Source organism: Stenotrophomonas sp. S49, from assembly GCF_016624905.1.
GTDB lineage: Bacteria > Pseudomonadota > Gammaproteobacteria > Xanthomonadales > Xanthomonadaceae > Stenotrophomonas.
This window is the reverse complement of the sequence record NZ_JACVUD010000037.1, coordinates 14,321-35,670: the sequence shown is the minus strand read 5'-3', so window position 1 is coordinate 35,670 and position 21,350 is coordinate 14,321. Positions and strand designations below refer to the sequence as shown.

Genomic DNA, 21,350 nt, shown 5'->3' with positions numbered 1-21,350 from the left:
GGCAGGATCGCAAAGCAGTCGAGCACGTTCGACTCTACAAGGGCAGGATCGCAAAGCAGTCGAGCACGTTCGACTCTACAAGGGCAGGATCGTAAAGCAGTCGAGCAAGCTCGACTCTACGGAGGGTTTTTGGGGTCAGAGCCCCGCCTGCGGCAGGGATCTGCCCCCGGGCGCGCTACGGCATCACTGGCGGCACGTAGGTCAGGGTCATGCCCAGCACCCACAGCAGGCCCAGCACCAGCGGGATGTGCACCAGCAGCTGGATGAAGGTGAAGCCCACGATATCGCGCGCCTTCAGGCCCAGCACGCCCAGCAGCGGCAGCATCCAGAACGGGTTGATCAGGTTCGGCAGCGCTTCGGCGGCGTTGTAGACCTGCACCGCCCAGCCCAGGTGTGCCTTCAGTTCGTTGGCCGCCTGCATGACATACGGCGCCTCGATGATCCACTTGCCGCCACCGGAAGGCACGAAGAAGCCCAGCACGGCCGAGTACACGCCCATCACCAGGGCGAAGGTATCGGTGCTGGCCACGTGCACGAACAGGCTGGACAGGCGATGCGCCAGCGTCTGCCCATCACCGCCGGCGGCATGGGTGAGGATCATCGCGATGCCGCCGTACAGCGGGAACTGGATCAGCACGCCGGTGGTGCTGGGCACCGCCTTGGCCACCGCGTTGAGGAAGCTGCGCGGCCGCCAGTGCAGCAGCAGGCCCAGCGAAATGAACAGGAAGTTGTAGGTGTTGAGGTTGGCAATGGCGCTGACCACCGGCTTGCTGGCGAATTCGTTGAACAGCCAGCCGAAGGCCAGCAGCGAAAGCAGCACGGTCAGCAGCGGGCTGTATTCCAGCCATTCACCGGGGCGGGTGCGCTTCTGCAGCGGCTCCGGCTCGGCATGCGCGGCACCGGGGAAATCTTCGGCGGTGCGTGCGCTGCCGGCAGCCGGTGCGGTCAGCCAGGCGATCAGCAGCGAAACCAGGATGAGCACCGCCGTCAGCGCGATCGACTGCCACAGGAAGATGGTTTCGGTGAACGGCAGCACGCCGGTGATTTCCACCAGCCCCGGCGGCATGCTGGCCGGGTTGGCCTGCAGCTGCGCCGCCGATGAGCTGAGGCCCATCGCCCACACCGCGCCCAGGCCCAGGTAGGCCGACGCACCTGCGGCGCGGTAATCCATGCGCAGTTCGCTGCGGCGGGCCAGCGCACGCACCAGCAGACCGCCGAACACCAGCGAGAAGCCCCAGCTGAGCAGCGAGGCCAGCATGCTGACCAGGCCCACGTACACCACCGCGCCACGGCCGGTGCGCGGCACCCGGGCCAGGAAGTCGATGAAGCGGGCGACGATCGGCGCGGTGGCCACCGCATAGCCGCCGATGACCACGAAGGCCATCTGCATGGTGAAGGGGATCAGGCTCCAGAAGCCATCGCCAAAGGCGCTGGCGGTGGCCTGCGGGGTCGAGCCGAAGCCCAGCGCCGCCAGCGCGACGATGACCACGCCCAGCACCGCGAACACGTACGCATCGGGGAACCACTTTTCCGCCCAGGCGGCCGAACGCAGCGCTGCGCGCGCCATCCAGCCGTCCTGTACTGCTGCCGTCGAGGCCATCGCCTACCTTCCCAGGTTCGATGGCCCGATTCTGGGCGGTGGGGTGCGGGCTGTCAGCCACCTATTGGTCGTAGAGTCGAGCTTGCTCGACTGCCCTGGGTTGGCCGCGAAGAGCAGTCGAGCAAGCTCGACTCTACGAACGCTGGCGCCGGGCCCATCCGCGCAAACCCGTACCGGTAGCGCCGGGCCACGCCCGGCGGGCGGCATCAGCGCAGCGCCAGATCGGCGGCGATACCCGCAAACAAGGCCGCGCCCACCCAGTTGTTGTGCAGGAAGGCCTTGAAGCACGGCCCGCGCTCGCGGTTGCGGCAGATCCAGAATTCATACGCCACCAGTACGGCGGCCAGCGCCACGCCGGCCAGGTAGTACCCGCCCAGCCCGCCGCGCACGCCCACCAGCGCCATCGTGGCCAGGAACAGCGCGTACAGCACGCCCTGGATGACCAGGTCCAGCTCTCCGAACAGGATCGCGGTGGAATGCGAGCCCATTTTCAGGTCGTCCTCGCGGTCGACCATGGCGTACCAGGTGTCGTAGGCGGTGGACCACAGGATGTTGCCGGCATACAGCAGCCACGCCAGCGTGGGCACTTCGCCCTGCACGGCGGCGAAGGCCATGGGAATGCCCCAGCCGAAGGACATGCCCAGGTACACCTGCGGCAGATGGGTGTAACGCTTCAGGTAGGGGTAGCTGGCGGCCAGGAACACGCCGATGAAACTCAGGCCGATGGTCAGGCCGTTCAGGGTCAGCACCAGCGCGAACGCCACCAGCATCAGCACCGCGAACAGCACCAGCGCCGCGCGGCCGCTGATCGCCCCGGTGGCCAGCGGACGGGCCTTGGTGCGTTCCACGTGCGGGTCGAGCCAGCGGTCGGCGTAGTCGTTGATGACACACCCGGCCGAGCGGGTCAGCCACACGCCGGCGGTGAACACGAACAGGGTCCACAGCGGCGGCAGGCCGCCAGCGGCCAGCCACAACGCCCACCAGGTGGGCCACAGCAGCAGCAGCGTGCCGATCGGGCGATCAGCGCGCATCAGGGACCAGTAATGACGCCAGCGCGGCGTCGGCGCCGAATGCGGCGCGGAAAGGGGGGTATCAGCCATCGCACTAGGATACTCCTGTGCCCTGCGGCCTACTTTGCAGGCGGGGGGAGATTTGTGCGGCGAAACTGGATAGAATGCCCCTCCCGCACCGTCTTCATGGCGCTGCGATGCCCACCCCGGCACTGGCCGACGGTGTGGCGGTTGTACAACGCGCCCGTAGCTCAGCCGGATAGAGTAGTGGCTTCCGAAGCCATTGGTCGGGGGTTCGAATCCCTCCGGGCGCGCCATTTTTCCTGCCTTGGTCAGCTTCGCCTGACGCCGCCAGCCGGCAGAAGACCTCCTGGATTCCACGTAGAAGTGCCCGCCCGGCGCATCAGTCGCTGCGCACGCCTGCGTCCACGCCAGACTGGGAAACGCCGGGTACGAACGGCAGCGAACGATGCATGCACCCCTGCAGGTCGCGTACCACGATGGAGAACGTTTGGCCGTCGCGCATCACGCCCGGTTGGAAGGCGCCCTCGCCGGCGTACAGGAACCACTCCACCTCGCCGGGCGCCACGACCAAGCGCGCCGTGGATGGCATGTACTCATCCAGGTTCGTATTGAAGATATGCCACTGAGGCTCAATTGCATCACGCACCCAGATCGTCGCCGCGTTTCCATGCACCTCGCGGTCGGCGCTGAACAACGGCAATCGAAGCGGGGCATCACCACGCTGGGTGATCTGGAAGCGCCCCTGGATCGAGCCCGTTGCAGCGGTGCTACCGACGTAGGTGATGGTGACCTGCGGGCACTGCACGGGAGCGGTTGGGTGCGATGCGCATGCAGCAAGGCCTGCGACGAGGAAGATGGCGATCTTCCGGATCATGGGCTGGAGTTGCTTCACGGCGTGCTCCCGTCGTGGTTGGATTCCGCGGCGTCGTCCCCGGCTACCTTGCCCGGCCGGCGCGCGTAGCTGCGATTGGGATCCAGTTCAGCACGGACGATCGGGCTGCGCGCGTGCCTGATCGCCCCCGGAAGCCCGCACAGCACCAGTATCACCAGCCAGATCACGGCAAGCCATACCCATTCACCTGTGACATAAGCCCATATCAATGGGAGCGCCGCCAGCACGGCGATGATCTGCGTGTACAGCAAATAGAGGGAGTACATGCCCAATCGGGGATCCGACCGCACGACAATGCCCCAGCCACGGCAAGCCGACTTCGCCTGCCGTGCCCATGCAGAACGCACGGGGAAGCGTTGCCTTGGTGCGCCGCAGAGTGGGCAGGTGAATGTCAGTAGACGCATCGGATCCACGCCCCTGATGCAGGATGTCCGATGGATTCACTCACCCTGGCCGAAACCATGCTGCGCACGCAGCGCCGGGTCGGTCTCGATCATGAACATATGGAACAGGTGCTGGTGGTCGCGCGACCAACTTCCCTGCAATGGCCGCCACGATGCCGCATCCACGCGCGGCAGTTTCCGTTCCAGGTAGTAGATACGGCTGTCGTCGCGGGAGAACCCATCGTTCAGTAGTCGCCAGCGCGTGCGATCCACGCCGGGCAGCGGCTTTCCATCGCAGTAGACATGGGTGTCGTCCAGTGCGAACAGCGGGTCTAGCGGTGAAATCTGCAGCAGGTCGCCGCGCAGGCAGTGCTTCATGCGCCGGCCGCCGTACCAGGCGCCGTTGTCATCGGCGCCGTAGACACCGCCCAGACTGCGGAAGGTGGCGCAGTCGGCGTCGGCCAGCGCTTTCAGCGACGTCTCGTACTCGAAGTACACTTGGCGGCTGTCCAGCCAGTAATCGCCGCACTGGCGGAAACTGTCGCGGTCGATGGCGGGTAGCCGGGTCCAGGCGTGGTAGACGGCATGCGCGTCGCGCGCGATGAAGTAGTGGGCGGGAATGAACTCGAAGGTGGCCGCATCGGCCTTGCGCAGCAAGCGCCCCTGGTGGAAGACCTTGCCTTCGTGGATTCGCCAGTATTCGATGCCGTAGGGGCCTACGAATCGTTGGTCAGGAAGGTCACTGATCTTCTGCCATGCCATGGGGGTAAGGGGTCCTGCGCCAGGGAGTGGTCAAGTGTAGTGTCAGGGGGATTGGTTACAGGCTCTGCCGCATTCATTGCCAGACAAAGAACTCGCACACTGCACCGTTCGCGTTGCAGAGGAACAGCCACCGGGTCGAAACGGATGCGTAGCGCCAGGCCTCGTAGCCTTCGGCCAACAGATTCCCAACCGATCTCCTGTCGCGATCACTGTCTGGCATCAAACCCTCTGCCGCCGACAAGCTCGCTTAGAAGGCACGGTAGTCCTTTGGATCAAGACGAAATCGTCCATACCCCGATGATGTCTCTACAGCAGTGACCACGTTCAGGTCATGCGTGGACGCTGGCAGTACATCAGGTAACCAGCCTTTCTCAAATAAATTATTGGCTCTGGCTTCTTCAACGCTATCGTAATGCTCAGAGCGGTACGTGCAGCCACAAAGCGTTGCGGCGAGTAACGCGGACAATGCCACCGCCCGTACTACAGTGCTGGCTACCCTGGCGTTAGGTATCACGTCCCGACGCCCTGGCCAGCACGGGGACCAAATACGCGGCGGTACCAGTAGGTATCGCTGCGGCGGAACCAGGACGAGAACGCTTCCGAATCGAACGCCCTGAGCTGCGCCATCGCAATACGATAGCGTTGGAAGAAGGCAAGGACGTCACGCAGCGCGTCAGCGTCGACCCGGCGCCGGTCGACCTTGATGTAGATGATGTGGCGCCGTCCCACCACTTCAACGACGCATGCCATCTGATCCAACCACGCAAAGAAATGCGCCTCGTCGCGTGGGGAGAAGAACACCACGCTCTCGGCCTGCAGTTCCACCACTGTGTCTTCCATGACGTTCCTCCGTTTCCTGCGGATTGCTGGCTCGGCTGCCCGAACTTCTGCGTGCAAAGTAGCGCAGGCGCCGGCAGCAACGCCGGGCATGGCCCAGCGCTACCTGCAGAGCAGTCGAGCAAGCTCGACTCTACGGAAGACCAAGCGCACGCCGGGCGTGGCCCGACGTGGCCGTTGGTGTACCGGTCAGTAGGTGCCGTCGAAGGCGAAGATCGGCTTGCGCTGCTTCCAGGTGCCGGCGGTGAAGTCGGGGAATTCCAGGGTCTGGAAGCCGTTGGCGATGGACTGCTCGCTCAGCGGGGTGATGGCACTCCAGGTCACCGCGTCATAGATGTCGATCGGCATCGGTGCCTTGGCCTTCAGCGCTTCCACGAAGGCGTGGATGACGAACCAGTCCATGCCGCCATGGCCGGCGCTGGCGGCAGTGTCGGCGTTCTGCTTCCACAGCGGGTGTTCGTACTGGTCCTGGTAGGTCTTGAACTCTTCCCACTGGTGCGGCGGGCTGCGGCCTTCGATGTGGATCGAATGGTTCACGTCCATCCACAGGCCCTTGGTGCCCTGCACGCGGAAGCCCATCGAGTACGGGCGCGGCAGCGAGGTATCGTGCTGCAGGATGATGGTCTCGCCGTTCTCGCAGGCCAGCGTGGTGGTTACGATGTCACCCAGCTTGAATTTCACCTTCGTGCTGGGATGGGTGGTTCCACCACTCTTGGCCACGGTGTAGTCGTGCAGGCCACGAGCCTTGGTCGCGAACGCGTTGATGTGGGTGAAGCGGTTGCCGCGGTTGATGCCGGTGTACATGGCGCACGGGCCGATGCCGTGGCTGGGGTACAGCTCGCCATTGCGCTGCACCGAATGCTCGGTGCGCCAGCGCGCTTCGCTCCAGCCCTTGGGGCCGAACTCCACGCCGCTGTCGTAGGGCTGGTTGGGGTCGCCGGAATTGAACTTCACCCCGCGCAGGTCGTGCTGGTAGCCGGCCTGCAGGTGCACCAGTTCGCCGAACAGGCCCTGCCGCACCATCTGCAGCGCGGCCATCACGTCGCGGCGGTAGCAGACGTTTTCCAGCAGCATGTACGGGGTGCCGGTGCTCAGCTGGGTCTTCAGCACATCCCAGTGGTCCTGCAGGGTGATGCCGGCCACCACTTCGCAGCCCACGGCCACGCCGGCCTGCATGGCTGCAATCGCCATCGGCGCGTGGTATTCCCAGGGCGTGGCGATGATCACCCCGTCGATGCCCTTCTGTTCCAGCAGGCGCTTCCACGCGTTGCTGTCGCGGTCCTGGCCGTAGGTCTTCGCCGCGGGCTTGCCGGCCTTGGCCACCATGTCCATGGCGCGGCCCAGCATGATCGGTTCGATGTCGCACAAGGCGACGACCTCCACATCATCGCGGCGCACCAGCTCTTTCAGCAGCACCAGGCCACGCATGCCGGTGCCGATCAGGGCCAGGCGCGCCTTGCGCCCGCGTGCCCAGGCGGGGGTCTGCGGCAGCAGGCTGCTGGCGGCGATGGCGGCACCGGCCGCAATGAATTCCCTACGTTGCATGGCTCTTACTCTCCTCTTGAAGGCGCGCCAGCCGCAGCCGGCGCGCCGGGTCACACGATCGGTTTACTGGAACTTGTAGCCCACGGTGACACTGTAGCCGCGGCCGAAGATGGTGGCGTAATCGCTGGAATCGCCCAGGAAGCTGTTCGGGTCGTAGAACGGCAGGCGGTCGAACAGGTTCTTGACGGTGAAGCTGAGGTTCCAGGCATCGTCCGGGCGCCAGGTCACGCTCAGGTTGGCGGTCCACCACGACGGTGCGCCGTCACACTTGCTCTTTTCCAGGGCGAGGAAGCCGGCGGTGCAGGTCTGCGCATTGTTGTCCACTTCGTCCACCCGGTCGCGTGCCCACTTGGTGCCGCCCACGTAGTTCACGAACATGCTGGTGGTCACCTGCTTGTAGGTCCAGTCGGCATTGAGCGTGGCACGCAGGCGCGGGTTGTTGTAGTAGCCCACCACATCGCCGTAGTACCAGCCGCTCTCTTCATCCATGTAGTAGCGGTTGCGGTTGGCGATGGTCGCGGCCAGGCCGATGTTCAGCCCGCCCCATTCACCCAGCGAGAAGCGGCTGCGCGCATCCACGTCGAAGCCGTCGACCAGGGTCTTGCCGCGGTTCTTGTACTGGCCCACCACGCTGGCCACGTTGCCCACGCTGTAGCCGGGCAGCACGCCGGGGCAGGCCACGCCGCTGGCCGGGTCGGCACACATCGCGGCCAGCTGGGCCACGTTGGCACGGTCGGCGTCGGTGATCGGCGAGCGGGTGGAGGCGATGATGTCGGTGTCCTTGGTGAAATCCGGCGCGACGATTTCGTTGTCGCGGTAGATGAACCAGTAGTCGGCCGACACCGACAGCCAGCTGGCCGGCTCGTAGACGAAGCCCAGGGTGGCGATCTTCGCCTTTTCCGGCTTCAGGTCCTGGTTGGGCTGGGTCATGCGGGCCACGGTGCGGCTGCAATCCACATTCAGCAGGCCCTTGCCCAGGTCGACATCGCCGGGGCGCTGCGATTTCAGCAGCAGGTTGGCGATTGCGTTGGTTTCGTCGCAACGCACGTCGTCACGGTAGCCGCCCAGCTGGGCGAACACGCCGCCGCTGCCCGATTCGGCCAGGCTGGGTGCGCGGAAGCCGGTGGAATAGGTACCGCGCAGCATCAGCTGGTCGAACGCCTGGTACTTGAAGCCGATCTTCGGCGCCACGTTGGCCTTGAAGTTCGGGTACTTGTCCACGCGCAGCGCGGCGTCCAGTTCCAACTTGTCGGTGATCGGCGCCACCGTTTCGGCGAACAGCGCATACGTGTTGCGCGCGCCATCGAACCACGAGCCGCCCTGCTGGGTGATCAGGCCCGCAGCGGCATCCGGGTTGCCGGGGGTGTAGAAGGTTTCGCGGCTGGCGTTGAAGCCGAACGCCGCGCGCATTTCACCGGCCGGCAGCTGCGCCAGCGGGCCTTCGATCTTGCCGTCCAGGGTGTGCAGTCGCGTCCACGACTGAATGTCGAAGGTCGGGAAGGCTTCGCGGATGAGCGCCGCGTTGGCCTCGCTGATTTCACCGAACTTGTAGGCAGGGTGATCGGAAATGATCACCCGGCCGGTGCCCGGGTCCACCGAATACGGGCCGAAGGCTTTCTCGAAGCCCTTCAGGTTCACGTTGATGGTCTGGTAGGTGACCGAATGCGTACCGGCGGTGGCGAACGCGGTTTCCCAGTTCCAGTCGCCCACGTTGCCACGCGCGCCGGTCAGCACGCGGTAGCTCTGGTCGGTGTTGCGCTGGCCGAAGTAGTTCGGGCCGGCGTCCTGCAGCAGGTAGTTCAGACCCACCACGCCGCCCATCAGCGCCTTCAGTTCCGGGCTGGCGTGGTTGTACTCATTGTTCGGGCCCAGGTAGGGGTACAGGAACTGGTTCACCGTGGTGCCGGTATCGCGCGAGAACCAGCTGCTGGGGTTGCCGGTGGTGGTGCCGTAGGTGCGCGGGGTGCCACCGTTGGCGCGCAGGTCGATATCGGTGTACGTGGCTTCGGCGAAGATTTCGGTGTTGTCGCCGACCAGGAAGGTGCCGTTGAGGTAGGCGGTGTTGCGCTCGGATTTGGCGCCGGCATCGATCTCGTTGTTCATCCAGGTTTCCCAGACGCAGCTGGGGCCCGCTGCCTGCCCCTGCAGCACGTTCTGGCAGCCCGGTGCAGCTTCCTGCACGCGGCGGCCGGTCACCGGATCGAAGGCGAAATAGGTACCCGGGTTGAACTGACCCGGCTTGCTGCCCACGCCCAGGCGCAGGTTGGTCAGGTAGTTGGGATTGTTGACGTAGAACTGGTCCGGCCGCTTGTCGTAGAAATCGGCCAGCGGAATCGCATCGCGGCGGTACATGTTTACCGCGCCGTACACGTTGAAGCGGTTTTCGGTCAGGTCGCCGAAGCCGGCGGTGATGCTGGCCTGGCGTTCGCCGTAGGAATCGATGCGCGAGGAGGTGTCGTTGCTGAAGGTGATTTCCGCGCCCTGGAAGTTGCGCTTGGTGATCACGTTGATGACGCCGGCTACCGCGTCGGTGCCGTACACCGCCGAGGCGCCGTCGGTCAGCACTTCCATGCGTTCGATGGCGGCGGCGGGAATGGCGTCGATGTTGACGAACTGGGTCTGGAAGCCTGCCGGCGCGCCGTAGTACGACAGGCGGCGGCCGTTCAGCAGTACCAGCGTGCCCTGCGCGCCCAGGCCACGCAGGTTCGCCTGCGATGCGCCATCGGAGCCGGTGAACAGCGAGCGCGAATCCTGCTGCGCCGGGCGTGCGGCGGGCAGGTTGTCCAGCACCTGCAGCAGGGTGCGCGCGCCCATATTCTGGATGTCCTGCTTGCTGATCACCTGCACCGGCGAGGCGGTTTCCACGTCGGTGCGGCGGATGTTGGAGCCGGTGACTTCGATGCGGGCCAGGTCCGTGGCGGCGTCTTTGCTGTCCTGGGCGGCAGCAGGCAGGGCGAGCAGCACGCCGGCAATGGCCAGCGACAACGGGGCGAGCGAACGACAGGGCGGACGAGCATGGCGGGCGGGCAACATCGGGGTTCTCTCCTGGCAGGGGTGCGCGGCGGGTGGGCGGCGCGAAAGCGATTGGCGGGCAAAACGCTCCCGGGCCACGGCTCGGAAGCCGTAGTCGGAATGGGCGGGGGAGGAGCGGTGTTACGTGGGGGTCATGGGGCGACGATGCTGGCGGAGTCGCCCTCCTGGCCGATCAGCACGGCGTTGGCCCAGTTCGCACAGACCTGGGTGGGTTGGCTGCCCTGCGCACCCAGCGTGCGCAGGCTCAGGGTGGAAAGACCACGGATATCCAGTTCCGGCTTGACCACGCCGGGCGCCTTCACCAGGCCGCTGTCATACAGCAGGTGGTTGTCACCCCAGACCTGGAACTGCAGGCCACCGGCGCTGCGGCAGGCATCGTCGATGCCGAGATCGGCGCGCAGCAGGTTCCAGCCGCCCTGCAGGCGCAGGTCGATGCGGCTGTTGCCACCCACGCCCAGGCCGCGGCGGAACTGCAGGCCGTTCATGCGCAGGCCGGCGTCGCCACGGAAGGACTGGTCGGCGCGCACCTGGCTGGCCAGCGCGGCCGGCACCGGCAGCTCCGAGAGAAAGCGCTGCTGGGCCGGCCGTTCTGGTGTCGGGTGTTCAAGAATGTGGAAGGTGGACAGGGCGATCGGGCCCACATCGCGCGGCTGCAATGCATCGAAGGCGCGGGCGCTGCCCTGTGCGGCGGTGACCATCGGATCGGTGCTGCTGGCGCCGTCGCCTTCCGGGTTCTGCACGCTCAGCACGCGGAAGCGCAGCAGGCGGCCGGCGTGGGCGGGAAAGTCGATGCGCTGCACGCCTTCCTTCAGCTGCAGGCGGCCACGGGCAATCGGCTCACCCCACTCGCCGTTGCTGTCGCCCAGGTAGACCTCGTAGTCGCGGACCTGGCCGTGCTTCCAGTTCTTGTCGTTGCGCGGCGCGATATCGATGCCATCGATCATCTTCCGCTCGCCGAAGCCGATCACCCATTCGTGGGCACCGGTGCGCACGGCCTGGTTGCGCACGCTGCGGAACCAGGTGCCCGGATCATCATCGAAGGCATTTTCCAGTGCATGGCCGGGTTCTTCGGCCGGACGGTTGACTACCAGCAGGCTGTCGGCCGGCAGTTCGCGGCCCAGCACCGGCGCGGCCGGGAAGACATCGTCGGCGGCCGCGGCGGCGACGGCGAAGTCCAGCTGCAGCTGCAGCGGCTGGCGGATGTCCTGCGCGGCGGTGCGCACGTGCAGGGTGCCACGGCGCTCGCTGGCATCGAAGTACCAACCCTCGGCTGCACCCTTGAACGCAGCCGCATCGGCCAGCGCCGGCAGCGTGCGGCCAGCGGCCTGCACCGCGCGCGGCGCCTGCCGGCTGAGCACGCGCAGGCCGTAGCGGCGCTGTGCCAGCTGGCCGTTGTACTGGCCCTGCACCGCATCGATCTGCACCTGCACCGGGCCACTGCCCTGCGCCGGTGCCTGCACGCGCACCACCTGCGTGCTCGATTCACCCTGCTGGTAACGGCGGGTGTTGCCGTCGTCTTCATACAGCGTGTACTGCGCATCGCCCTGCGGATACAGGTCGAAGGTCACTTCATCGAGCGGCTTTTCGCCGTCGAACAGCATGGACGGGTACATCGGCAGGATCGCGCCGGCACGCACGAACACCGGCAGCGTGGCCAGATCCACCTGGCGGTCGAGCTGGCGACCCTCGGCACCGGCCTGCACGCGGCGGCCATCCCAGTAGTCGATCCAGCCGCCGGCCGGCAGGTGGATGTCGCGGCGCCAGCCACGGCTGGCCGCCTGGCTGCGGTACACCGGCGCCACCAGCAGATCGCGGCCGAGCAGGAACTGGTATTTGTAGGTTTCATCCTGCGCGTGCGGATCGCGCGGGTTGTCCCACATCAGGCCGCGTACCGGCGGCGCGCCGGTCTGTGCGGCTTCGTGCGCCAGCCCGTACATGTACGGGGTCAGGCGCATTTTCAGCTTCAGGTAGTCGCGGTTGATGCTGCGGTAGGGCTCGTCATACCACCACGGGTGCTTGCGCGCGTTCGACGACCAGCCGCTCATGCCCATCAGCACCGGGGTGAATGCTTTCCACTGCAGGTCGCGGGTGAAGGTTTCGGCGCTGCCACCGAAGATCGCATCCACGTCGCCGCTGGCGTAGGCCATGCCAGACAGGCCCGACCCCACCAGGGTCGGCACGTGCCAGCGGATGTAGTCCCAACTGCTGCTCTGGTCGCCGGTCCAGGCCACCGCATAACGCTGGATGCCGGCCCAACCCATCACCGTCCACAGGAACGGGCGCGAATCGGAATTGTCGAGGATGCCGTTGAACGCCTGGCGGTTGGCGTCCATCGCGAACTGATAGCCCTTGCCGGTCCAGGCCACGTCCAGCTTCTGCACGCGGCTGCCGGCCTTGCCCACTTCCCATGCAATCTTGTCCACGCCGTTCTCGGTCCACAGACCGGTACGGAAGCCATATTTCGCCAGCCCCTGCACGGTCTCCGGCAGCTTCTGGTAGCCACAGCCGTAGCCATCGTTGGGCAGGATCCAGCCGCCGGGCATGTCATGGTCGCGGTACTGCTTGGCCACGCTGTCGATCACATCCGGCGTGGTGCCGGTCGGGCCATCGCTCCAGCCTTCGGGCACGGTGCCGGGCTTTTTGCTGTTGTCGGCGTCGTTGTAGCAGTCGGCATCGCCGTAGGAGAGCGCCCAGCGCGCGACCATGTTCGGGCGGCCGGTCAGCTGGGTGTAGCGTTCGATCAGCTTCGGCAAGTCGGCGCCGACGAAGTAATAGGCGTCGAAGCGGTCTTCGCGATGCAGCAGGGTGGCCTGGTCGGCCTGGCGCAGATCGTAGCTGCCATCGCTCCAGGTGTTGCGCAGCATGCCCCAACCACGGCTGCTGAGCAGCATCGGCGCCGGGCTGGGGCGGTCGCCCTCTTCCCAGCCGCCGGAATAGGACACCTCCAGTTCGCGGCCCTTGAACTGGTAGCGGCCGTTCTGCTGGCCGCCACCGTAATAGCCTTCATCGGCCTGCGAAGACAGCACCTGCACGCTCTGCGTGGCATCCAGGTCCAGCGGCTGCAGTTCCTTCCACAGCGCGGTGGGCTGGCCATTGTCCAGGCGTTCCAGGCGCAGGCGCAGCGGCTGGCGCTGCACATGCAGTACCAGTGCGTCGGTGCGCACGCGGATTTCCTGCGCGTCCTCTTCCAGCTGCGCCTGCACGTTCGCCTTGGGCTGCGGCAGCACGATCGGCGCGGCCTTGTCGCCGGCGCCGGTGAGCGTGCCCTTGCGGCCGGCGTGCACGCGGATGATGTCGGCGGCCGGCAGTTCAATGCGCAGGCGGGTGCCGTTGTCGGTCTGCAGGTCCCACGCGCGCAGCCCGTCGCGGCTGTCGCTGGCGGTGATCGAACGCAGGTTGCCCACGGGTTCGGCGCGAGCCGATGTCGCTGCCAGCATCAAGGCCGGCAGCAGCGCCAGCAGCAGCGGCGAGCGACGAACGCAGTTCTCCACACAGACTCCCAACCCGTTCACCGGGCGTTTCGAAAGCGGTTGGGCCGACTCTAGGGCAGCGATTCGAAAGATGTCAATAAATTGAAAGCAAAAAGGAAGATTTTTTTCCACGAAACGAAAGATGATGCACCGCAACACTTTGTGTAAGCGCTTGCAGGCCCCTATTAAGCATTGTGCGATACGGCATTCCGCGGTTTCTTTCGTCTGAATCCCAGATACTGGCAGGGCAACCCCCCACGCCATTTTCTTTTCTTTTGCTTTCGATATTTGACATTTCGAAAGAAAACGCAGATGGTGCGCTGGCCCAACTGGAACCTCTGAATGGACGTCACCCTGCTTTCCGATGTGTCCGCCTGGCAGCGCCTTGGCGGAGCCGATACCGCTGCCGAGATCGCCCAGCAGCCGGCGCTGTGGGAAACCCTGGCGCAGGACCTGTCGCGTGCCCGCGACCGCCTGCAGGCCTTCCTTGGCGACAGCCTCAACGATCCGAACCAGCGCGTGCTGTTCACCGGCGCCGGCAGCTCCGGCTTCATTGCCGAAATGGTGGCCGATGCGATCAATGCGCAGTGGCCGGCCGAGGTGCGCGTGGTGCACACCACCAGCCTGCTGACCCACCCGGCGCTGTACCTGCAGCGCGACCGCCCCACCCTGCTGGTGTCGTTCGGGCGCAGTGGTTCCAGCCCGGAAAGCGTGGCCGCGGTGGACCGCGTGCGCAGCGACGTGACGCAGGCGCGCTTCCTGGACATCACCTGCAATGCCGATGGCGAACTGGCCCGGCGTGGCGCCGGTCGTGCCGATACCTGCACCCTGCTGATGCCCTCGGCCAGCTGCGACCGCGCGTTTGCGATGACCAGCAGCCTGACCTGCATGCTGCTGGCCGCGCTGACCGTGTTTGACCGCGCGCCGTGGGATTCCCGCGTCGCGCGCCTGAAGCAGATTGCCGCGCTGGGCCGCGAAGGCCTGGCCGCCTGGGATGCGCCAGTGGCGGCACTGGCGCAGCGCCCCTTCAACCGGGTGATCTACCTGGCCAGTGGCCCGTTGGAAGCACTGGCCCGCGAAAGCGCGCTGAAGGTGCTGGAGCTGACCGCCGGCCGCGTGCTGGCGCTGGCCAACACGCCGCTGGGTTTCCGCCATGGCCCGAAGTCGACGCTGGATGCACAGACCCTGGTGGTGGTGCTGCGCAGCGGCCAGGCGCTGGCCCGCCGCTACGAACAGGATCTGCTGGAAGAGCTGCGCCGCGACGGCGTGGCCGGGCAGCTGCTGGCCATCGGCCCGCATGCCGATATCGGTGCCGATGATGACTACACCCTCAGCGTGCCTGCCCTGGATGATCCGTGGCTGGCGCCGGTGTGGCTGGGTTTTGCCCAGCTCTATGCGCTGCAGCGTTCGGCCGCGCTGGGCCTGACCCCGGACAACCCGTTCCCCGACGGCACCGTCAACCGCGTCGTGCAGGGCGTCACCATCCACCATGGCTGAGCTGATCGCCCACGCCTGCTACGGCATCGATATTGGCGGCACCAAGATTGAACTGGTGGCCTGCGATACGACGTTGCAGGTCAGCTGGCGCCGCCGCGTGGCCACCCCGCAGGGCGACTACGCCGGTTTCCTGCAGGCGGTGGTGGCCCTGGTGGCCGAGGCCGATGCCGCGCTCGGCAGCCCCGCCGCGGCCATCGGCATTGCCCTGCCCGGCGTGCGCGATCGTCGCAGTGGCCGGCAACTGAGTGCGAACGTGCCGGCACTGACCGGGCAGACCGTGGCCGCCGATCTGCAGGCGCGCCTGCAGCGCCCGCTGCATTTCGGCAACGACCTGCAGTGTTTCGCGCTTTCGGAAGCACACGGCGGCGCTGCCGAAGGCTACCCCAGCATGTTCGGTGCGATTCTCGGCACCGGGGCCGGCGGCGGCTTCTGCCTGCACGGTCGCCTGCTGTCCGGCTTCAACGGCCTGGCGGGCGAATGGGGCCACTGGAGCGTGCCGGGGCACCTGCTGCAGCGCCACGGCCTGCCGCTGATCGCGTGCGCCTGTGGCCTGCTGGGCTGCGTGGAGCGCTACGTGTCCGGCAGCGGCCTGGCGATGATCGAATGCCACCTGGGCGGCAGCGCTGCCGATGCCAGCGCCGTGATCGCCAACGCCGAAGCAGGCGATGCGCGTGCACGGCAGGCGCTGGATATCCACCGCGACCTGCTGGGCCACAGCCTGGCCGCGCTGGTGCTGGCGCTGGACCCGCACGTGATCGTGCTCGGCGGCGGCCTGTCGCAGTACGCGCCGCTGTACCAGCAGCTGCCCGCCGCCGTCGCCGCACACCTGTTCAACGGCGTGCAGGTGCCGCCCATCGTGCCGCCACGCTTCGGCGATGCCGGTGGCGCACGCGGCGCCGCCCTGCTGGCCTGCCATCCCTCGCTTTCCTGATCGACCGGAGCCTGACCATGTCCCCGCTGCAGACCCTGCTTGCTTCCCACCGTGCCGGTGCCAACGTTGGCCTGTACAGCGTCTGCTGCAGCAACGAACAGGTGCTGCGTGCGGCCATGCACGTGGCCCTGGCGCATGGCACGGTGCTGCTGATCGAAGCCACCTCCAACCAAGTGGACCAGTTCGGCGGCTACACCGGCATGACGCCGCCGCAGTACCGCGACTACGTGGGCGCACTGGCCGACGACGAGGGCTTCCCGCGCGAGCGCTTGATCCTGGGCGGTGACCACCTGGGTCCCAATGCCTGGCAGAAGCGCCCCGCCGCCGAAGCCATGACCCATGCACGCGTGCTGATCGAAGCCTACGTGGCCGCCGGTTTCCACAAGATCCACCTCGACTGCAGCATGTCCTGCGCCGACGACCCGGTGCCGCTGCCCGATGCCATCGTCGCCGCGCGTTCGGCCGAGCTGGCCGAGATTGCCGAACGCACCGCCGCCGAACACGGCCTGCCGCCACCGGTCTACGTGATCGGTACCGAAGTGCCGATTCCCGGCGGCGAAGCCTCGCTGGCTGAAGGCCTGCAGGTGACCACGCCGGCGGCCGCCGCGCAGACCCTGGCCATCCACCAGCACGCCTTCGATACGCCGCAGCTGCGCGATGCCTGGCAGCGGGTGATCGCCATGGTGGTGCAGCCGGGCGTGGACTTCGACCACAGCAGCGTGCACGAATACGACCCGGCCGCGGCCAGCGCACTGGCCGACTTCCTGGAACAGCAACCGCGCATCGTCTTCGAAGCACACTCCACCGATTACCAGCGCGAAAGCGGCCTGCACGCACTGGTGCGCGATCACTTCGCCATCCTCAAGGTGGGCCCGGCGGCGACCTTCGCCTACCGCGAAGCGCTGTTCGCACTGGCCGCGATCGAGGCCGAGCTGCTGCCGGCCGCACAGTGTTCGCGCCTGCCGCAGGTGCTGGACGCGGTGATGGTGGCGCAGCCGAAGTACTGGCAGTCCTACTACCAGGGTGACGAGGCCGCGCTGCGCCTGCTGCGCGCGTTCTCCTTCAGCGACCGCTGCCGCTACTACTGGGGCGAACCGGCGCTGGTGCAGGCCGTGCAGACCCTGTTTGCCAACCTGGAACAGCACGCGCCGCCGCTGGTGCTGCTCAGCCAGTACCTGCCCGAGCAGTACCGCGCGGTGCGTGACGGCACGCTGGCCAATACGCCGGCCGCGCTGGTGCAGCACCGGGTCGGCCAGTGCCTGGGCGAGTACGCACGGGCGTGCAGCGGCAACCAGGCCGGCACCCGCAAGCAGAACGCAAGTTCTGCTGCCAGCGTTCTTGCGAACGGCTAATCTCTACCTTTCACACGAAACCGAGAGATGGCCATGCGCAACACCCGCTCCCGTCGCCAACAGATTATGCAGCGCCTGATCGAACACGGCACCGTGCAGGTGGCTGATCTGGTGGAGCGCTATGGCGTTTCGGCGGTGACCATCCGCGCCGACCTGACCCACTTCGAGGCGCAGGGCCTGGCCAACCGCACCCACGGCGGTGCCACCCTGGTGCGCACGCCGCCACAGGAACAGGACATCCATGAAAAGGATGCGCTGAACCTGCCGCTGAAGGAATCGATCGGCGCGCGCGCCGCGCGGCTGGTGCAGGGCGGTGACAACATCATCATCGACTCCGGCTCCACCACCATGACCCTGGCCCGCCACCTGCGCGGCCACCGCGATGTAACGGTGATGACCAACGGTCTGAACATTGCCTGGGAACTGGCCAACGCGCCGGGCATCAACGTGCTGCTGACCGGCGGCCTGCTGCGCCAGCAGTCGCTGTCGCTGCAGGGCAGCCAGGCCGAGGCCAGCCTCAACTCCTACAGCTTCGACACCCTGTTCCTGGGCGTGGATGGCCTGGACCTGCAGTTCGGCCTGACCACCCACGACGAAGCCGAAGCGCGCCTCAACCACCGCATGGTGGAACGCGCGCGGCGCATCGTGGTGCTCACCGATGCGTCCAAATTCGGTCGCGTCAGCCTGCACCGCATCGCCCGCCTGGACCAGATCCACGCCGTCATCACCGACCCCGGCATCGACGAGGCCACCCGCGAGGGGCTGCAGCGGCTGGGCATCGAAGTAATCATCGCCGAGACACCGCCATGAACCCGACACGCTCCCTGTACGGCCGCATCCTGACCCCGCTGGGCTGGCGACGCGGCCACGTCCACTTCGATTCACATGTGCGCCAGCTGCAGGTGGATGACCACAGCGGTGCGGATGATCTGCAGCTGCCGGTGATCCTGCCCGGCTTCATCGACCTGCACGTGCACGGTGCGGCGGGCGTGGATCTGATGCAGGGCGGCGACGTGGCGCGCACCATCGCCCGCACCCATACCCGGTTCGGCACCACCACCCTGCTGGCCACCACCATGACCGCCGGGCTGGACGAGATCGAACACGCCCTGCGTGGCGTCGCAGCGGCGCAGGCCGCGCCGCAGGCCGATGCCGCGCGCATTGCCGGAGTGCACCTGGAAGGGCCCTTCATCAGTCCGCAGCGATTGGGCGCACAGCCCAACCGCACCCTCGAGGCCACGCTGGCGCTGGTGCAGCAGCTGCATGCGCTCGCGCCGATCCGGGTGATGACGCTGGCACCGGAAATCGGCGAGCACACCGCACTGATTCCCGCGCTGGCCGCCATGGGCATCCGCGTGCAGCTGGGCCACAGTGCCGGCACCTACGAAGAAGGCGTGGCCGCATTGCAGGCCGGCGCCTCGGGGTTCACCCATCTGTTCAATGGCATGACCGGCGTGGACCACTACCGCCCCGGCATAGCGGCCGCCGCGCTGGCGCATGCGCAGTACGCGGAAATCATTCCTGATCTGCAGCACATCCACCCCGGCGTGATCCGCCTGGCCGCGCGCGCGATTCCGCGCCTGTACGCGGTGACCGATGCGACCGCTGCCACCGGCATGCCCGATGGCGAGTACGCGCTGGGCGAACAGCGCGTACACAAGTGCGGCGGCTGCGTGCGCCTGGCCAGCGGTTCGCTGGCCGGCAGCGCGCTGACCATGGACCAGGCCCTGCGCAACCTGGTGCAGGTGGGCCTGGACCTGGCCGACGCCGCGCAGCGCGTATCCACCTTCCCGGCCGATTACCTGGGCCTGCACGATCGCGGCCGCATTGCGCCCGACACCCTGGCCGACCTGGTGGTGCTCGACGCCAGCCTGCGCCTGCAGCAGGTGGTGGTGGGTGGGCACGTGATTGACCTGAACGCTGCACCAGCCTGACGCACCACGTTCGTAACACCCGAAAACGCCTGACGTACCGCCTCTCGTAGAGTCGAGCTTGCTCGACTGCTCTGCCCCGCCGTGCGCGCTCAGTCGAGCAAGCTCGACCCTACAGAAGCAATCCGCACCGAAACGCCGCACAGGAAACCTGTCGATGACTGCACGTACCGCTCCGCGCTGGCCCGTTCGCTATCTGCTGTTCATTGGTGGCCTGGGGGGCCTGCTGTACGGCATCGACATCGGCATCATTGCCGGCGCCCTGCCCTATCTGGAAGCCACCGCCAGCCAGGCCTGGCACCTGAGCAGCCAGCAGCTCGGCTTCGTGGTGGCGGCGGTGCTGCTGGGCAGCGTGCTGTCCTCGCTGTTCGCCGGGCTGGTGGCCGACCTGATCGGCCGCCGTGGCGCCATGCTGCTGGCCGGCGTGCTGTTCACCGCCTCGATTCCGATCATGGCACTCGCTTCCGGTTATACGCCGCTGCTGCTGGGGCGCCTGCTGCAAGGCATCAGCGGCGGCCTGATCGGCGTGGTGGTGCCGCTGTACCTGGCCGAAGTACTCAGCCCGGAACGGCGCGGCCGTGGTGCGGCGATGTTCCAGTTGCTACTGACCATTGGCCTGGTGCTGGCCGCGTTGATCGGTCTGTACCAGGCCCATGCGGTGGATGCGGCCACCGAAGCGGCGCGGCGCCTGCCCGACGCACAGCAGGCGCAGGCACTGTTCGCGGCCAAGGACCATGCTTGGCGCACCATCTTCTGGAGCTGCCTGACCCCGGGCATCGTGTTCTGCGTGGGTCTGTTCTGGCTGTCTGAATCCCCGCGCTGGCTGGTACGGCGTGGGCGCGTGGACGACGCACGGCGCAGCCTGCAGCGCGTACTGGCGCCCGACCAGGTGGAGGCCACGCTGGCGCAGATCCAGGCACCGGATACCCGCAGTGCCGACGGCAAGCGCGAGCCGCTGCTCAGCCGCCGCTACGTGAAGCCCTTCCTGCTGGCCTGCGTGGTGCTGGCCTGCACCCAGGCCACCGGCATCAACTCGGTGCTGGCCTATGCAGTGAACATCCTCAACCAGGCGGGTCTGTCCGGTTCGGTGGCCAACGGTGCCGACGTGGCCATCAAGCTGCTCAATGCGCTGATGACCGTGGCTGCCCTGCTGCTGGTCGATCGCAAGGGCCGCAAGTTCCTGCTGATGCTGGGCAGTGGTGGCATCTGCGTGGCCCTGCTGGCGGCCGCGACGCTGTTCTTCCAGGCCGAGCGCGGCCGTGCCGATGTGCAGCCGCAGTTGCACGCGGCGGTACAGGGGGAAGGGCTGCGCCTGGTGCTGGATGACGCGCAGTGGCAGCAGTTGGGCGCGGGCATCGACCGCGAAGGGCGGCCGCTGCAGCTGACCGTGTCCTACGCCTATGGCGATTTCACCAACGTGCGCGCGTTGCGCAGCGACAACCCGGGCGACCGCGAACTGCGCATCGAACGTGCCGGCACCGTGCAGCCGGACAGCGTGATCGGTACGTTCTTCCGCCGCCTGCACCTGAATCCCTTCGCCGACCCGGCCAGCGCCGCGCAGGCGCCGCTGCGCATCGAACAGGCACGCATCGGCCCGGTACCGGCGCCGGCCCATGGCTGGGCCGTGGCCGCCTGCATCCTGGTGTTCGTCGCCTTCTTCGCGGTTGGCCCGGGTGTGTGCGTATGGCTGGCGCTGTCGGAGCTGATGCCCAATCGCATCCGCTCCAACGGCATGAGCATCGCGCTGCTGATCAACCAGTTCGTGTCGACCACGATTGCGGCATTGTTCCTGCCCACGGTGGGCCACTATGGCTACGCCAGCATGTTCCTGTTCTGGGCCGGCTGCACGTTCGTGTTCTTCCTGGTGGCCGCGCTGTGGCTGCCAGAAACCAAGGGCAAATCGCTGGAAGAGATCGAAGCGCACTTCCGGTAGTGGTTGGACGCTTTGCCTGGTGGCGGTCGACCTTGGTCGACCATCGCGCGCAGCGCGGGCTTGTCGCGAACTGCCGTCGAGCAAGCTCGACTCTACCGGGCTCCGCTTGGTCGACCATCGCGCGCCGCGCGGGCTTGCCGCGAACTGCAG

Annotated in this window: 15 protein-coding genes and 1 tRNA gene; 7 read left to right on the top strand and 9 right to left on the bottom strand. The window is 66.9% G+C overall.

Annotation, left to right across the window (positions count from 1 at the left end):
* Positions 1-175: 175 nt before the first annotated feature.
* Positions 176-1,600, bottom strand: coding sequence for a TIGR00366 family protein (locus IAE58_RS10155; protein WP_199934499.1), 1,425 nt, complete (start codon positions 1,598-1,600; stop codon positions 176-178).
* Positions 1,601-1,806: 206 nt separating this feature from the next.
* Positions 1,807-2,700: a 4-hydroxybenzoate octaprenyltransferase gene (ubiA, locus tag IAE58_RS10150; protein ID WP_199933365.1), complete on the bottom strand. Its 894-nt coding sequence runs from the start codon at positions 2,698-2,700 to the stop codon at positions 1,807-1,809.
* Between the two features lie 150 nt (positions 2,701-2,850).
* Here ubiA and IAE58_RS10145 point away from each other — a divergent pair.
* Positions 2,851-2,927 (top strand) — tRNA-Arg (locus tag IAE58_RS10145).
* An 86-nt stretch (positions 2,928-3,013) separates the two neighbouring features.
* On the opposite strand, the gene IAE58_RS10140 is transcribed toward IAE58_RS10145, so the two are convergent.
* The 7 genes from IAE58_RS10140 to IAE58_RS10110 form a co-directional block, all read right to left on the bottom strand.
* Complete coding sequence (locus tag IAE58_RS10140; RefSeq protein WP_199933364.1) at positions 3,014-3,508, bottom strand: adhesin; 495 nt, start codon at positions 3,506-3,508, stop codon at positions 3,014-3,016.
* 14 nt (positions 3,509-3,522) lie between these two features.
* Positions 3,523-3,792, bottom strand: a complete 270-nt coding sequence (locus IAE58_RS10135) for a hypothetical protein (RefSeq protein WP_233614849.1) — start codon at positions 3,790-3,792, stop codon at positions 3,523-3,525.
* Between the two features lie 174 nt (positions 3,793-3,966).
* A complete protein-coding gene (locus tag IAE58_RS10130; protein ID WP_199933363.1) occupies positions 3,967-4,671 on the bottom strand; it encodes a DKNYY domain-containing protein in 705 nt (234 codons plus the stop codon).
* A gap of 510 nt (positions 4,672-5,181) precedes the next feature.
* Positions 5,182-5,511, bottom strand: coding sequence for a hypothetical protein (locus tag IAE58_RS10125; protein WP_199933362.1), 330 nt, complete (start codon positions 5,509-5,511; stop codon positions 5,182-5,184).
* A gap of 186 nt (positions 5,512-5,697) precedes the next feature.
* Positions 5,698-7,053 carry a Gfo/Idh/MocA family oxidoreductase gene (locus IAE58_RS10120; protein WP_199933361.1) on the bottom strand — a complete coding sequence of 452 codons (1,356 nt, stop codon included), beginning with the start codon at positions 7,051-7,053 and terminating at the stop codon, positions 5,698-5,700.
* A 63-nt stretch (positions 7,054-7,116) separates the two neighbouring features.
* Positions 7,117-10,086, bottom strand: coding sequence for a TonB-dependent receptor (locus IAE58_RS10115; protein ID WP_199933360.1), 2,970 nt, complete (start codon positions 10,084-10,086; stop codon positions 7,117-7,119).
* 131 nt (positions 10,087-10,217) lie between these two features.
* On the bottom strand, positions 10,218-13,577 hold the full coding sequence (locus tag IAE58_RS10110; protein WP_199933359.1) for a TIM-barrel domain-containing protein: 3,360 nt from the start codon (positions 13,575-13,577) through the stop codon (positions 10,218-10,220).
* 321 nt (positions 13,578-13,898) lie between these two features.
* Between IAE58_RS10110 and IAE58_RS10105 the strand changes: the two genes are divergently transcribed.
* The 6 genes from IAE58_RS10105 to IAE58_RS10080 all read left to right on the top strand — a co-directional run bounded on the left by IAE58_RS10105 (position 13,899) and on the right by IAE58_RS10080 (position 21,200).
* Positions 13,899-15,053 carry an SIS domain-containing protein gene (locus tag IAE58_RS10105; protein WP_199933358.1) on the top strand — a complete coding sequence of 385 codons (1,155 nt, stop codon included), beginning with the start codon at positions 13,899-13,901 and terminating at the stop codon, positions 15,051-15,053.
* Positions 15,046-15,984: an ROK family protein gene (locus tag IAE58_RS10100; RefSeq protein WP_199933357.1), complete on the top strand. Its 939-nt coding sequence runs from the start codon at positions 15,046-15,048 to the stop codon at positions 15,982-15,984. Before IAE58_RS10105 ends, IAE58_RS10100 begins: the two co-directional genes overlap by 8 nt.
* A gap of 17 nt (positions 15,985-16,001) precedes the next feature.
* The gene (locus tag IAE58_RS10095; protein ID WP_199933356.1) at positions 16,002-17,336 is read left to right on the top strand and encodes a D-tagatose-bisphosphate aldolase, class II, non-catalytic subunit; all 1,335 of its coding nucleotides are present in this window, start codon (positions 16,002-16,004) and stop codon (positions 17,334-17,336) included.
* Between the two features lie 33 nt (positions 17,337-17,369).
* A complete protein-coding gene (locus IAE58_RS10090; RefSeq protein WP_199933355.1) occupies positions 17,370-18,146 on the top strand; it encodes a DeoR family transcriptional regulator in 777 nt (258 codons plus the stop codon).
* On the top strand, positions 18,143-19,270 hold the full coding sequence (gene nagA / locus IAE58_RS10085; protein WP_199933354.1) for an N-acetylglucosamine-6-phosphate deacetylase: 1,128 nt from the start codon (positions 18,143-18,145) through the stop codon (positions 19,268-19,270). The genes IAE58_RS10090 and nagA overlap by 4 nt, the downstream gene beginning before the upstream one ends.
* 154 nt (positions 19,271-19,424) lie before the next feature.
* Positions 19,425-21,200: an MFS transporter gene (locus IAE58_RS10080; protein WP_199933353.1), complete on the top strand. Its 1,776-nt coding sequence runs from the start codon at positions 19,425-19,427 to the stop codon at positions 21,198-21,200.
* Positions 21,201-21,350 lie beyond the last annotated feature (150 nt).